Consider the following 13,613-nt stretch of genomic DNA (forward strand, 5'->3'; position numbering starts at 1 on the left):
GACGATATAGCTCGAAAAAGGACCAGTCCTTGGCTGGTCCTTTTTCAATTCTGCCAAAAATTATCTGAAAAAATTTTCACCCCGAAAAAGACATAGCCCTCTAAAATACTAAAAGAGGAGGGATAGAAGTGAGAGAAGAGGACTGTTTGAAACAAACATTGGAACAAGCCCGGCAAGATTTGAACAATCTGCAATACAAGTACGATCTGGATCATCCAGCCGTGCTTCATCAATCGATGGTACTCGACGAACTGATTAATCAATACACCCGAAGCAACGTCGCCCAAGTGAAAAAAAGATCAGGTGCAGCCGGCAGCAGGCTGGCAGCCGAAGAGCTATGGCCAACGCATGCACAGCTGTATCGGACCGCAAACTCCGCATCCTAAAGGGGAGCGTGGAAGCACTCTACGCATTACACCGCCCTTCGCAGTTATTCTCTCTATCAGATGCACCAGCATACTTGGACATGCTCGAATGGAACAGCAGGTCGTTTACGCCGCAGGCTATTATTTGGAGAAAAAGCAATACAATGCCTGCGGTGCTACAACGCCTCTGATATAATCCTACCTTAAATTATTCTCCATAACCTCCCTGTTAATTAAATGTGACACCCCCCACTTGATAGAAAACCTAACATAAATAGGTTTATATTCTTGCTTAATCCAATAAACCGGCTTCAAATTAGGCGTTTACAAAGGTGAACGCTTGTTAAGTTATGTTCTTTTCGTAAAATACCTGACATAGACACAGTTAATTCACGGCCTGTACTAAAATGCTAAAGGGATAAAGAGTTTTTTTGAGAAATAAGTCGAAATAAAATAGATGGATTCGCGGGAAGCTGTTTCTGTCCGTGATTATATTGGCAAGGTGGCTCCTGCGGATATTTAGATTGAGCAGATTACACATGCGTTGCCGAGATGGAAGAGATCAAGCACAGCCTGGAGAGGACAATGCTTGAAAAAAAGTCCTCGGAAGAGTATGTTACAAGAAGCAAATTGATAAGTTAGAGACAGTGAGGCGAGGGAAAATGAGAGAAGGCGAAGACCGGATCGTAGGAATGGAAGATATTGTGCGTGCGCATCATGTGCTGCGGGAGGTTATCGTCCGCACCCCTTTGCAGTTGGATACGGTGCTGTCGGCCAGATACGGCTGTAATGTGTATTTGAAACGTGAGGATCTGCAGATTGTCCGCTCCTTCAAGATTCGGGGGGCCTATAATATGATTCGCAGCTTGTCTGCAGAGGACAGAGCCAAGGGTATTGTCTGTGCAAGCGCAGGGAACCATGCGCAGGGTGTAGCCTACTCCTGCAAGGCTCTGGGCATTAAAGGGAAGATATATATGCCAACCACCACCCCTAATCAAAAGATTAAGCAGGTCCGGAAGTTCGGCGGCGAGTACGTTGAGGTCATTCTAAAGGGCGACACCTTCGATGATGCTTACGATGAGGCGCTGCAGGCATGCATTGATCATAGTATGACACTGATTCATCCGTTCGATGAACCTCGGATTATCGCCGGAAACGGCACGATTGCGATGGAGGTTATGGAGAGCCTGGACAAGCCCGCTGACTTTGTGTTCGTTACCATTGGCGGAGGCGGCCTGGCAGCGGGTGTTGCCACCTATGTGAAGACGGTGAGCCCTTCTACAAAGGTTATTGGCGTTGAGCCTTCCGGCGCGGCTTCGATGAGTGAAGCGCTGAAGCGCGGAGAAGTGATTACCCTGGAAGAGATTAATAAATTTGTAGATGGAGCTGCCGTGAAACGGGTGGGCGGATTGACTTATGATATCTGCTCCCGCCGCCTTGACGATGTAGTTAAGGTGCCGGAGGGCAAGGCTTGTACGACCATTCTGGAGCTGTATAACGAGAATGCGATTGTTGTGGAGCCTGCAGGCTCCCTGCCCATCGCGGCGCTTGATCTGTACCGCGACCAAATCCGCGGCAAGACGGTGGTCTGTATCATCAGCGGCGGCAACAATGATATTGACCGGATGCAGGAGATCAAGGAACGGTCGCTGATCTATGAAGGTCTTAAGCATTATTTCATGGTTAACTTTCCGCAGCGCGCCGGTGCCTTGCGTGAGTTCCTCGCTGAGGTGCTTGGACCCGGAGATGATATCACACGTTTCGAATACACGAAGAAGAATGAAAAGGAGAACGGTCCGGCGCTGGTCGGAATTGAGCTTCAGCATAAAGATGACTACACCCCGCTCATTGAACGGATGCAGCAAAAGGGTGTGGATTATCTGGAAATCAATAAGGATCCCAACTTGTTTAATATGCTGATCTAATCCTCTATCCATTAAATACAGACGATAAAGGCCCGTCCCAGGAAGTTATGGGGCGGGCCTTCTGTATATTATGGGGATTCAGGACTGAGGTACCTCTGTCTTCAGGTAATCGGTAACACCATCATCCAGCTTATAGCCATTCTCCTTCAGCAGCTTCATGAAGCCCTCCAGTTTCAGGAGAAAAGGGCTGCTGCCATTGTTCTTGGAGAGAATGCTGCTATATGCCTTTTGTGCCTCCAGATCCATCTCCAGATTGTCATAATGGAAAAGAGGGGTATTATTTTGTCCATAAAAGGTATTGATCACATATTGGGAATACAAGGACTTTACCGCTGAAAGGCGGTTCGATTTGGTGTGGCTCTGGATGAACTCCTCCTGGGCAAGTGCCCGTGCGGCAACATCCCCCCAGGAAATGACCAGTCCGTTATCTTTGGAAGAAGGCAGGTCTGCTTCCGTAGCCATAATGGAAATATAATCACGGATGTCATTCGTAACGTAAACTTTATATTTGCGGTAAGCCGCATAATCAATCACCGGAAAAAAGGAGCCTTCAGCCGTCTCCAGCTTGTAGCCGCTTTCCCCTGCACTCTTCAGCAAATCCCGCAACGAAGCATCCTGGGTGGTCTCGGCCAGCTTGGTCATGCTGATGCCTGCTTTGTAGACTGAGGTCAGCTTCCGCTGAACAATGCTACTGCTGAATTTGCTCTCCCAGGTCTTCATGGCAGCCCTATGGAGATTCTCCAGCTTCAGGGTCAATACGGTTGCCTGATAAGGGCTGACCGCATAGATATTGCTGTTCAGGAATCTTACTGCGTCCGGAAGTCTGGCGGCAGAGACCAGCAGCGGCAGAGCCGCCTTGTACACCGCTTCAGCATGACTGCTGCCCGCTTCAGCGGTCACCTTGCTTCCAGGGGCGGAAGCTCCGGCGGTTCCGGTGGTTGCACCCTCAGCCAGCACATGTCCGTTAATCCCTGCAGGCAGTCCCAGAACAGCGGTTACAGCGGCGGATAGAAGAATTGTTTTCATTTTCATGGACGTTTCCCCCTGTTTGAGTTGAACTTGGAACCCTGACATCTATGATCTGAAAAATACTAACTTTAACCCAAGCCCCCCGGCCACAGTGAGAACCAGACTTACCCAAGGGGAGATAGAAATGACCGGAAACAGGTTGTCAAGAAACACGCCGAGGAATACCACCAGGATAGCAATGCCTACATAAATTCCAAGCGCCTTGATATCGAATGCCTTGGGCTTTGGCGCATCATCCTCGGATAAGGAGGACATCCATCTCATGATCATCTCCATAAGGATAATAGCCCCCGCACCTACAACAAGGATTGTAAATATACTGATCCCGCCGAACGGGCCCGCTTCCCCTGTACTCCATAGCAGGAGCAGACCTGCGATAGCATACACGCTGAATAGCCCCGTCAGTGCCGCACAGGAAATCATCAGGTAGTGGTTCAACTTACTGCGCACCTTGGGTACAGAAGCGCTGCCGGTAATCTCTTTGAAATAGTCCTCCGGATGCTCGCCAAATATCTGTTTGGCATTTTTACCTTTGCCCTGCCCCTCTAGCAGAAGTGCAGCCGCCTCAAGCAGCAACTCCTCGGTACGGACCGGGTCTACTCTGCTGGCACGGAGCGCCAGTAGCATATCTTCATAATAAGAGCGGTTGAAAGGTGTCATCTGCTCGCGCAGCACGTTATTTTGCTTAATCATAGCTTTGACTTTCATAGTAAAAATATAAACCTCCAGTGGTGGGCCGAAATAGGTCTTTAACCTAGAGTATACGTTTGGGTGGTGGTTGTGTGCAAGGACAAGCATTTCTCTGCCCGGGATGAATAATCCGTTTGGAAGAGTAAACACTGTTAATGGTTCTGCTTCACTACTATAGCATCAAGGAAGGCAGGGAGCGTTATGGATACTGATAAGAGAGAAGAGCCAGGCAAATTCGTGGGTGACGGCTTCGCGCCTCCGCTTGCGGGTGAAGTGGGGGATTGGGGCAATTCCGACGGATTCAGCTTATGGGATTCTGAGCTGGACACGCCTGAGAATGGCCTGGAAGGCTGGCAGGGCAGACGTCAAACGCATGATATGTTTCACGAAAGCTATGAATAATAGCAAATGAAGTGCAGTTCCTCCTGTGCTGGGCCTCTTTTGCTCAATGAGGAGCAGAAGGGGCTTTTTTCTTCGCGGCACGGCCTGTTTATTCCTGCAGCTTGTTGACAATAGGTATGCAAAACGTATAATAAAGATATTAATCTGACTAATTTAATCGGGATAATTATAATTTGAAATAGTGTGTTTTTCTTGAGGAGGGATTCGGCAATGGAACGGAATATTATCATTCGTCATAACGGGGAAGAACTAACAGCCAGCATCCATTATCCATCGAAGGAAAAGGGAAGCTCCGGCCGCTGCAAGGAAAGGGTGCCGCTTGCGGTAATCTGCCACGGATTCGTCGGCAACCGGATCGGAGTCGACCGGATTTTTGTCAAGGCTGCGCGCGAGCTGGCTTCTGACGGATATATGGTGATCCGTTTTGATTATGTTGGCTGCGGGGAGAGCAGCGGGAATTATGGCAGTGAAGACATGGAATCGATGATTGCCCAGACCCGGGCTGTCCTCGACTATGGCATCAGCTCCGCCGATGTAGATCCTCAGCGTGTGACGCTGATCGGGCACAGTCTTGGCGGTGCGGTGGCCCTGCTCACCGGAGTGCGGGACCGCCGGGTCAAGAATCTTGTCCTGTGGGCGGCGGTAGGCTACCCGTTCAATGATATCGTAAAGATCGTGGGCAGAGAAACTTATGATCGTTCAGTGAAGAGCGGTTCATCGGATTTTGCCGGCTATTCGTTTACTCCGGTCTATTTCAACTCGCTTGCCGCTTTTCAGCCATTTCAGGAAGCCGGCAAATTCAGCGGCGATGTGTTGGTGATCCACGGAACCTCTGATGATGTGATCCCTGTGGACTACGCCTTTCTCTACCAGAAACTGTTCTGGACACGCCCGGAGGGCCGTTGCGACAAAGAGGTGATTTTTCAGGGGGATCATACCTTCTCATCAGGTCCGGCGCAGGCCCAGTTGCTGAAGCGGACCAAGGATTGGATGAATCAACAGGAGCATGTGCAGGAAGAATGGCAGAACTGGATGATTTAGGGTTTGTCCTCCACTCGCATTAACTCAGAATAAGCGGTAAAATAAAAATGCAGACCATATACTGGGTTATGGAGGTGGGCACCCTATGAAATTTCCGGCATTTTTTATTGCACATGGCTCTCCGCTGCTTGCCCTTGAGAATAACGAATATACCCGTTTCCTGGAACGGCTGGGGGCTGATCTGGGGACGCCGCGCGGCATTGTAGTCTTTTCTGCGCATTGGGACAGCCCTGAGCAGTTGATTACAGTAGATGGACAGCACGAAACCTTGCATGATTTCTATGGATTCCCGGACGAAATGTATTCGCTGACCTATCCTGCACCCGGGGATTCCGCACTCAGCCGCCGGATCTCCGAACTCTTTACCGCGAACAATCTTCCTCACCAGCCGGTGCTGGGACGGGGGCTTGATCATGGAACCTGGGTCATTCTGAAAAAGATGTTCCCGGCTGCCGATATCCCTGTAGTGGCCTTGTCTGTCGATTCCTTGCGTTCCCCGGAGGAGCAGTATAATATCGGCAGAATGCTGGCTCCACTGCGTGATGAGGGTGTTCTGCTGATCGGAAGCGGGGGGCTGGTTCATAACCTGCGGCTGCTGAAGCAGGACGACCAGCCTGAGCAATGGGCGCTTGACTTCGATGCCTGGATAGCCGCATGTCTTGAAGCGTGGGACCTGCCTACACTGTTCGCCTATGAGAAAAAAGCACCGCATGTACGCGATGCGGTTCCCAGCTATGGACGGGAGCATTTTGTGCCAATCTTCTATGTAATGGGAACAGCCGATGAAGGCAGACGTGCGCAGCTCATGATTCAAGCCTATCAATACGGGACGCTTAGCCTGAACTGCTGGATGATTGACTAAATCACACATACGATACATGAGGGATACAGCCTGAAGAGGGGCTGTGTCCTTTTTAAAATATAAGAATGTACGGATACCGTCTTTAAAAGGACGGCGAAGCCGTTTCCACTTGGTGCGGGAATCAAGACAAATGAACTCCGCTATGATTAAATGGAAGAAGCATGGCTCCATAAAACTAAGCGCATGCTTCCGAAGCCAGTTTTGTCGAAGCTGATTCACGAAGACATTGCTTACAAAACTTTTAGGAGGAAAAAATACATATGACCCTAAGCCGTTATTCTTCCCGTCTAATCTCCGGCTGTCTCCTTGCGGCCCTGCTGCTCTCTGCCTGTGGGGATCAGGAAGCGGAGACCGCTCCTGCGCCTTCACCTGCGGCAGTGCCTACCCTTGCGCCGTCCCCAGCCGCATCTGCTGAGCCGTCGCCGGCAGCCGAGCCTGTGATCGGGGGAATCACCTCCGGGCTGACCGGGCTTCCTCTGGAAGAGAGCATTCTGCCCCGTCCCTTGGCGGTGATGATCAACAATGCACCAGCTGCACGGCCGCAGTCAGGAATCAGCGAGGCGGATATTCTGTATGAGGTGCTGGCTGAAGGCGGAATTACGCGGCTGATCGGAATTTTCCAGAGCCATACCGGCGTGGTCAAAATCGGGCCGATCCGCAGCATCCGTCCGTATCTTATCGACATCGGTGAAAGCTATGGCGGCGTGACGGTACATGCGGGAGGGAGCCAGGCGGCGTATGCCATTCTCCAGAAGGGGAAAAAGGACGACATGGACGAGATCGGCAGAGCCGGAGCCTATTTCTGGCGCGACAAGGAGCGCAAAGCCCCGCATAATCTGTACAGCAATGCCGCCAAGCTGCGCGAGGGTGCGGACAAGCTGGGATACGCCGGAACTGTAGAGGTTCCCGGGTATCTTTTCACAGATTCCGATGATTTGCCGGCCGGGGGTGGGGCTGCTGCAGAGTTCAATGTCAATTTTTTGCTGAAAAGCTATACCGTGGGGTATAAATACAGCACTGAGCGGAGGACCTATCTGCGTTGGGTGAACGGCAAGCCTCATCTGGATCTGAATAACGGAAATCCGGTGGAGGCGGCCAATGTAATGGTGATGGGGGCTGACCATAAAGTGCTCGACGATGTGGGTAGACTGCAGATCGACATCGAGCTGGGAGGGGAGGCCGTGCTGTTTCAACGTGGACAAGTGCAGAAGGGAAGATGGTCCCGCAAGCCTGGAGATGTAATCCGCTTCGTGAAGAAGGATGGCACAGAGGCGCTGATGTATCCTGGAATCACCCATATTCTGATTGTACCGAACAGCCCTTCCTTCAGCAGTCATATCGAATATGCACCGATCCCAGTTTCTACCTGATACGGACGCCAAAAGAAGCCGTTAGGATGATTATTTTCACGATTACAGGGAATTGTTATTATAGTGTAAAAAAGTTCGTTTCTTTTACTTCTATCCCTTCAATTGATATGATAAGATAACAAGGGTTGTCATTCATTTTCATGCTGTTTACATATGAATGGCTGCATTTTATGTAAAGGGGTTTAAACTAATGAAGTTGAGAAAAAAGGACATATTCTTTGAGACGCTGGAAAATATGGCCGATACCATTGTCCAGGCGGCAGATTATTTCGCTCAGAATATTACGACTCTGCGGGATAATGTCGAGAATTTCGCAGCGGTGATGAAGAAATATGAATCCCAATGCGACACGTACACGCACACCGTCATCAAGGAATTGAACAAGACGTTTATCACACCGCTGGAACGCGACGATATTATGGACCTCATCACGAGTATGGATGATGTTATTGATGGTCTGGAAGCTTCAGCCTCACGTTTCTATATGTACAACCTGCTGGACCCGGACGAATATATCGTGCAGTTCGCAGAGATTCTCCGCCAGTCTGCCTATGAAATTCAAAAAGCGGTTCATCTGCTCTCCCAGAAGAAGCTGCTGGCCATCCGCGAGTACACCATCCGTCTGAACGATCTGGAGAACCAGGGCGACGAAGTACTGCGTATCTGCACCAAAGCTTTGTTTGAAACGGTAAAAGACCCGATTGAGCTGATTAAGCGCAAAGAGCTGTACGAGCGGCTTGAAACTACAACCGACAAATGCGAAGATGTAGCGAACATGCTGGAATCAATCATCATGCGCAACTCATAAGGGGCCTGGAATATGGAAACATCAATATTTGTACTAGGTTTTGTGATTGTTCTAGCGCTTGCATTCGACTTCATCAACGGGTTCCACGATACGGCTAATGCGATTGCTACCTCAGTTTCCACCCGGGCGCTTCGTCCACGGACGGCTATTCTTATGGCGGCTTCCATGAACTTTATCGGGGCGCTGATGTTTACGGGGGTAGCCAAAAAGATCGGGGGCAGCATCACCGATCCGGCCCTGCTGGACAACGGGGTAGATATTGTCATAGCTACACTGATCGCCGCGATTATCTGGAATCTGGTGACCTGGTGGCTGGGGATTCCTTCCTCCTCTTCCCATGCGCTTATCGGTGCGTTGGCTGGAGCAGTCTACGTAGGTGCCGGTACGGAGCATATCAAATGGCATGGCTTTATTGAAATCGTCGAGGGGCTCGTATTCTCCCCGCTGATTGCTTTTGTCATTGGTTATATTGTCATGACGATCCTGAAATGGATCTTCGCCAAACGCAGTCCGCATACCGTGAACAAGGGTTTCCGCTCCATGCAGGTCATAACTGCGGCGCTTCAATCCTTCACGCACGGTACCAATGACGCCCAGAAGGCGATGGGAATTATCACCTTTGCACTCGTGACCTCGGGCCGTCTGGACACCATGGAAGTTCCTTTATGGGTTAAAATCGCTGCGGCAACGTCCATGGCACTGGGGACGTCCATCGGCGGCTGGAAAATTATCAAGACCATGGGAACGAAGATTTTCAAAATTGAGCCTATTAACGGCTTCGCTGCTGATATTTCCGCCGCTTCCGTTATTTTCTCGGCTACACTGCTGCATCTGCCGGTAAGTACGACACATGCCATCACATCGTCTATTCTCGGTGTAGGCTCAGCCAAACGCTTCTCTGCTGTAAAATGGGGAATCGCCGGACGCATTGTGATCACCTGGTTTATTACCATTCCAATCAGCGCAGTATTGGCAGGGATTATTTTTAAGATCATATTCTAAGCAGCAGCATTGCTGCATATCAAGATGTCACGGAAGCCAAAGCTGGCTGCGGACATCTTTTTTTGTTGTTTTTTTTCAAGAGTGAATGTCATAAAAACTTACAGTGAGTTGATAAAAATCATTAATCAGGGCTAAAAATAAATGGAATATTTCACTTTTTGAAAAGAAAATGACATGAATATTTTGCGGGTGGCGTAGGATTATGTAGGATTTAGTAGTCTTTGCGGTAAGGTGTGTTTCAAGTGTTACTAAAGCTGACAGAGGAAGCCCGGACATTCTTTTACGATAAAACGTTTGGCAAAGGAGGCCTGTCGTTGATTGACTTTCATCAGGTAGAGAAGCATTACGGACATTTCCATGTGCTGAAGAGTATCGATCTGCATGTGCAGGAGGGGGAAGTCGTTGTTGTAGTTGGTCCTTCCGGCTCCGGTAAAAGCACTATGCTGCGCTGTATCAACCGGCTGGAGACCATCACGAGTGGAGGCTTGTCCGTTGATGGAATCACGGTAAATGAGCGCAAGACGGATATCAACAAGCTGCGCAAAGAAATCGGGATGGTATTCCAGCATTTCAATCTGTACCCGCACAAGAAGGTGATCGACAACATTACCCTTGCACCAATCAAAGTGCTGGGGCTGTCCAAGGCAGAGGCAGAGAAGACGGCGATGTATTATCTGGAAAAGGTCGGGATTGCTGATAAAGCCCAATCGTACCCCTCCCAGTTGTCCGGAGGCCAGCAGCAGCGCGTGGCGATTGCCCGGGGGCTGGCGATGAAGCCGAAGATTATGCTGTTCGACGAACCCACCTCGGCCCTTGACCCGGAAATGGTTGGAGAGGTGCTCGATGTGATGAGGAATCTGGCCCGTGAAGGGATGACGATGGTTGTGGTTACCCATGAAATGGGCTTTGCCCGTGAGGTGGCGGACCGTGTGATCTTCATGGATCAGGGACAAATCGTAGAAGAGGCGGAACCGGAGCGATTTTTCGCAAATCCGCAGGAAGAACGGACACGTACTTTTCTCAGCCGGGTATTAAGCCATTAAACAAATAGATAGGAACAGGGGAGGAAGAGAAATGAAAATGTCCAAGAGTTTCAAATGGTTAGGGGTACTGACGATTGCAGCCATGCTGGTTATTGCAGGTTGCGGGAACAATAATGGCAAGAGTAATAATGCGGGTAGCGGAAATGCTGATGCGGGAAACAGCGCGGATTCTGAAGCGATCGCCAAGATTAAGGAACGCGGCAAGCTGCTCGTCGGAGTGAAGTACGATACCCGGTTGTTCGGACTGAAAGACCCGGCTTCCGGCAATGTGGAAGGCTTCGATATCGACATTTCCAAGGCGATTGCCAAGCACATCCTCGGGGATGAAAACGCGATTGAGCTGAAGGAAGTAACCTCCAAAACACGGATTCCGATGCTGAATAACGGCGAAATTGATATGGTGGTGGCTACCATGACCATTACAGAGGAACGTAAAAAAGAAGTGGATTTCTCCGATGTCTACTTTCAGGCCGGACAGTCGTTGCTGGTGAAGAAGGGCAGCCCGATCACTGGCATTCAGGATGTGACCAAGGATACCAAGATCCTCGGCTCCAAGGGAGCAACTTCTATTAAAAATATTAAAGAAAAGGTTCCAGGCGTGACCGTATTGGAATTCGATAACTACCAGGATGCGTTCAGCGCACTGAAGGCTGGCCAAGGAGATGCACTCACAACCGACGATGCCATTCTGTACGGTATGGCTTCCCAAGATCCGGGCTATGAGGTTGTCGGCAAACCCTTCACTGACGAGCCTTACGGAATTGCTGTTCAAAAAGGCAACACCGACGTCGTTAAAGCCGTGAATGATACACTGGCTGAACTAAAAGCAAACGGCGAGTACGATGCCATCTATACCAAGTGGATCGGCAAGGCTCCGGCGAAATAAAGAAGTTGTACGGGGACAAGAAGCAGTGCATATAGACAATTACGAAAGGATGGAACGGGGAATCCAACCGGCCATCCTTTCGTGTTTGTAAGCTAATTATTTTATGCAAGGGCAGGTGACAATATGGAATTCTCGATCTTAACCGATCATTTCGGCCAATATCTGGAGGGCTTTCGGGGGACTCTCCTCTCCAGTGTGCTCGCTCTTATCGGCAGCTGCATCATTGGGACGATGATCGCCGTCTTCCGCATTACTCCGGTAAAAGCGCTGCAGTGGTTTGGAACGGGCTACGTGGAGTTTATCCGTAACATTCCGCTGCTGCTCGTGGTGTATGTTTTCTTTTATGGTCCTTCTGCACTGGGTTTTACGCTGGATGGATTCAAGGCGGGTACGATTGGGCTGACCGTCTATACCTCCGCTTTTATCGCCGAAGTACTCCGTGCGGGAATCGTATCTGTCCCCAAGGGGCAGATGGAGGCCGCACGTTCGTCCGGCCTTAGCTATTTGCAGGCGATGACGCATGTCATTCTGCCGCAGGCAATCAAACTGGTGATCCCGCCGCTCGGCAACCAGTTCATCAACCTGATCAAGAACTCCTCGGTCCTGACTCTTGTTGCCGGTCTGGACCTGATGTATTTCGCCGACGGCATCTCAACAGAAACCTACCGCACGTTCGATACCTACATTTTCGTAGCGCTGTTCTACCTGGTCCTTACCCTCCCGCTCAGCTATGGCGTGCGTGTGTGGGAGCGCAGGCTGCAGCGCAAGTATTAATTATTGCAGTCCGTGAAGCGGCTGCCGGGTCTTGTCATTGTAGGTTTCGCAGTCCGTGAAGCGGCTGCCAGGTCTAGTCTTTACCGGTTTTGTCTATGTTGGTTTTCGCAGTCCGTGAAGCGGCTGCCAGGTCTTGTCTTTACCGGTTTTGTCTTTACCGGTTTCATGCAGTCCGTGAAGCGGCTGCTGAACGACCTACCTAATAGAGAAGGCCGGGCTACAAGAGGCCTTCGATCCACTGCTATGTGATCTTAGCTTTGTTTGGCAAAGCTTTGAATCCAAGTGAGTCAAGGATCGGAGTGAAGGTGTGGGCTGGAAGGCGGAGCGGAAAGCGTTCGCCTGAAGCTTGAACGCTCTGCCCGAAATGAAGATAAGCGCAGCCTTGAAGGTGAAAGTAACGGAGGGGAAGTTTGGAACTGTAGGAGCGGTAGCGTCCGCCTTTAGGTTTGGATTTCTACCGCGAACAGCGGTTCAAATCAAGGAAATCCAAACCTAACAGCGGCCGGAAGTCCAAACATTCCCCGGAGTTACCCGCCACCGACAAGAGGCCCGCCCGAATCTTCAATCTCGGTGTTAGGAAAGCTTCAACGCAAACGCTACAGCGCCCCGTGAAGCCCTCGCCTTCACGCAGCCACCGTCTCATTTTTCAACACCTTTGCAAACAAAGCAATAAGGAGGGATTCGTTTGGATTTTACCGGTGCATACTCCGCCGATAATTTAAAATTTCTGCTCGATGGGCTCTACGTGACCCTGATCGTGGCGTTCGTGTCAATCATCCTGAGCTTTGTGACCGGCTGCGTGATCGGAGTGATCCGCTATGCCGAGGTCCCGGTGTTGTCACCGGTCATGTTCTACCTGGTGGAGCTGATCCGCAATCTGCCGCTGCTGCTGATTATCTTCTTCGTCCGCTTCGCGTTGCCCGAAGTAGGCATCAAGATGAGCCTCATAACGGCAGCTATTGTGGCGTTAACCATATTCGAGGCGGCGATGATTGCCGAGATAGTCCGCGGCGGACTGACCTCGATCGACAAGGGGCAGATTGAAGCGGCACGCTCGTCCGGGCTCAGCAATTTCCAGACCTTGTGGCACATTGTGTTGCCGCAGGGACTCCGGCGGATGGTTCCGCCGCTGGTCAGCCAGTTCATTTCACTGCTGAAGGACACTTCGCTTGCGGTGGTCGTTTCGCTGCCGGAGCTGATGCATAATGCCAACATTGTCATTGGGCACAGTTACAGCTACGCGATACCCACGCTGATGCTGGTGGCAGTGATCTATTTTACCGTCAATTACATGCTGTCGATCCTCTCCCGCAAATTGGAGAATAAAGCCTTTTAGTCCAGGGGATTCCTAGATGAATGCGTATGAAATCAAGGGTGGTTATGATACTATAGTTGTCAACATCCCTTGGCAGGAGC

At 50.4% G+C, this 13,613-nt stretch carries 15 protein-coding genes; 13 read left to right on the plus strand and 2 right to left on the minus strand.

The features are described from left to right. Window positions 1-146 precede the first annotated feature (146 nt). Complete coding sequence (locus ACTJKB_RS25245) at window positions 147-386, plus strand: aspartyl-phosphate phosphatase Spo0E family protein (protein WP_440837096.1); 240 nt, start codon at window positions 147-149, stop codon at window positions 384-386. 641 nt (window positions 387-1,027) lie between these two features. Then, window positions 1,028-2,290, plus strand: coding sequence for a threonine ammonia-lyase IlvA (ilvA, locus tag ACTJKB_RS25250; protein WP_440837097.1), 1,263 nt, complete (start codon window positions 1,028-1,030; stop codon window positions 2,288-2,290). A gap of 78 nt (window positions 2,291-2,368) precedes the next feature. Here the strand turns inward: ilvA and ACTJKB_RS25255 are convergent, their stop codons facing one another. Further along, a complete protein-coding gene (locus ACTJKB_RS25255; RefSeq protein ID WP_440837098.1) occupies window positions 2,369-3,322 on the minus strand; it encodes a hypothetical protein in 954 nt (317 codons plus the stop codon). A 42-nt stretch (window positions 3,323-3,364) separates the two neighbouring features. After that, the gene (locus tag ACTJKB_RS25260) at window positions 3,365-4,027 is read right to left on the minus strand and encodes a DUF1129 family protein (protein WP_440837099.1); all 663 of its coding nucleotides are present in this window, start codon (window positions 4,025-4,027) and stop codon (window positions 3,365-3,367) included. 183 nt (window positions 4,028-4,210) lie between these two features. Here ACTJKB_RS25260 and ACTJKB_RS25265 point away from each other — a divergent pair, with 183 nt between their 5' ends. From ACTJKB_RS25265 to ACTJKB_RS25315, 11 genes are all read left to right on the plus strand, one after another. Next, the gene (locus ACTJKB_RS25265) at window positions 4,211-4,411 is read left to right on the plus strand and encodes a hypothetical protein (protein WP_440837100.1); all 201 of its coding nucleotides are present in this window, start codon (window positions 4,211-4,213) and stop codon (window positions 4,409-4,411) included. 210 nt (window positions 4,412-4,621) lie between these two features. After that, window positions 4,622-5,452 carry an alpha/beta hydrolase family protein gene (locus tag ACTJKB_RS25270; RefSeq protein ID WP_440837101.1) on the plus strand — a complete coding sequence of 277 codons (831 nt, stop codon included), beginning with the start codon at window positions 4,622-4,624 and terminating at the stop codon, window positions 5,450-5,452. A gap of 85 nt (window positions 5,453-5,537) precedes the next feature. Next, a complete protein-coding gene (locus tag ACTJKB_RS25275) occupies window positions 5,538-6,314 on the plus strand; it encodes a DODA-type extradiol aromatic ring-opening family dioxygenase (RefSeq protein ID WP_440837102.1) in 777 nt (258 codons plus the stop codon). A gap of 260 nt (window positions 6,315-6,574) precedes the next feature. Next, entirely contained in the window at window positions 6,575-7,684 is a 1,110-nt protein-coding gene (locus ACTJKB_RS25280) for a DUF3048 domain-containing protein (RefSeq protein ID WP_440837103.1), read from the plus strand. Window positions 7,685-7,874: 190 nt separating this feature from the next. Next, the gene (locus ACTJKB_RS25285) at window positions 7,875-8,492 is read left to right on the plus strand and encodes a DUF47 domain-containing protein (RefSeq protein ID WP_074084261.1); all 618 of its coding nucleotides are present in this window, start codon (window positions 7,875-7,877) and stop codon (window positions 8,490-8,492) included. Between the two features lie 12 nt (window positions 8,493-8,504). Next, window positions 8,505-9,494, plus strand: a complete 990-nt coding sequence (locus ACTJKB_RS25290) for an inorganic phosphate transporter (RefSeq protein WP_074084262.1) — start codon at window positions 8,505-8,507, stop codon at window positions 9,492-9,494. A 314-nt stretch (window positions 9,495-9,808) separates the two neighbouring features. Then, entirely contained in the window at window positions 9,809-10,537 is a 729-nt protein-coding gene (locus ACTJKB_RS25295; protein ID WP_440837104.1) for an amino acid ABC transporter ATP-binding protein, read from the plus strand. Between the two features lie 37 nt (window positions 10,538-10,574). Further along, the gene (locus ACTJKB_RS25300) at window positions 10,575-11,423 is read left to right on the plus strand and encodes a glutamate ABC transporter substrate-binding protein (protein ID WP_440837244.1); all 849 of its coding nucleotides are present in this window, start codon (window positions 10,575-10,577) and stop codon (window positions 11,421-11,423) included. A 123-nt stretch (window positions 11,424-11,546) separates the two neighbouring features. Beyond that, a complete protein-coding gene (locus ACTJKB_RS25305; RefSeq protein WP_440837105.1) occupies window positions 11,547-12,197 on the plus strand; it encodes an amino acid ABC transporter permease in 651 nt (216 codons plus the stop codon). A 3-nt stretch (window positions 12,198-12,200) separates the two neighbouring features. Beyond that, window positions 12,201-12,446, plus strand: a complete 246-nt coding sequence (locus tag ACTJKB_RS25310; protein ID WP_440837106.1) for a hypothetical protein — start codon at window positions 12,201-12,203, stop codon at window positions 12,444-12,446. Between the two features lie 436 nt (window positions 12,447-12,882). Next, window positions 12,883-13,533 (plus strand): amino acid ABC transporter permease, encoded by a 651-nt coding sequence (locus ACTJKB_RS25315; protein WP_440837107.1) that lies wholly within the window; start codon window positions 12,883-12,885, stop codon window positions 13,531-13,533. The last annotated feature ends 80 nt before the right edge of the window (window positions 13,534-13,613 follow it).

This window comes from Paenibacillus sp. 22594, from assembly GCF_052044425.1.
GTDB lineage: Bacteria > Bacillota > Bacilli > Paenibacillales > Paenibacillaceae > Paenibacillus_AQ.

Excerpts from the sequence above, each read along its gene's own strand:
- ilvA (WP_440837097.1), top strand. The coding sequence starts at position 1,028 with ATGAGAGAAGGCGAAGACCGGATCGTAGGAATGGAAGATATTGTGCGT.
- ACTJKB_RS25255 (WP_440837098.1), bottom strand. The coding sequence starts at position 3,322 with ATGAAAATGAAAACAATTCTTCTATCCGCCGCTGTAACCGCTGTTCTG.
- ACTJKB_RS25260 (WP_440837099.1), bottom strand. The coding sequence starts at position 4,027 with ATGAAAGTCAAAGCTATGATTAAGCAAAATAACGTGCTGCGCGAGCAG.
- ACTJKB_RS25265 (WP_440837100.1), top strand. The coding sequence starts at position 4,211 with ATGGATACTGATAAGAGAGAAGAGCCAGGCAAATTCGTGGGTGACGGC.
- ACTJKB_RS25270 (WP_440837101.1), top strand. The coding sequence starts at position 4,622 with ATGGAACGGAATATTATCATTCGTCATAACGGGGAAGAACTAACAGCC.
- ACTJKB_RS25275 (WP_440837102.1), top strand. The coding sequence starts at position 5,538 with ATGAAATTTCCGGCATTTTTTATTGCACATGGCTCTCCGCTGCTTGCC.
- ACTJKB_RS25280 (WP_440837103.1), top strand. The coding sequence starts at position 6,575 with ATGACCCTAAGCCGTTATTCTTCCCGTCTAATCTCCGGCTGTCTCCTT.
- ACTJKB_RS25285 (WP_074084261.1), top strand. The coding sequence starts at position 7,875 with ATGAAGTTGAGAAAAAAGGACATATTCTTTGAGACGCTGGAAAATATG.
- ACTJKB_RS25290 (WP_074084262.1), top strand. The coding sequence starts at position 8,505 with ATGGAAACATCAATATTTGTACTAGGTTTTGTGATTGTTCTAGCGCTT.
- ACTJKB_RS25300 (WP_440837244.1), top strand. The coding sequence starts at position 10,575 with ATGTCCAAGAGTTTCAAATGGTTAGGGGTACTGACGATTGCAGCCATG.
- ACTJKB_RS25305 (WP_440837105.1), top strand. The coding sequence starts at position 11,547 with ATGGAATTCTCGATCTTAACCGATCATTTCGGCCAATATCTGGAGGGC.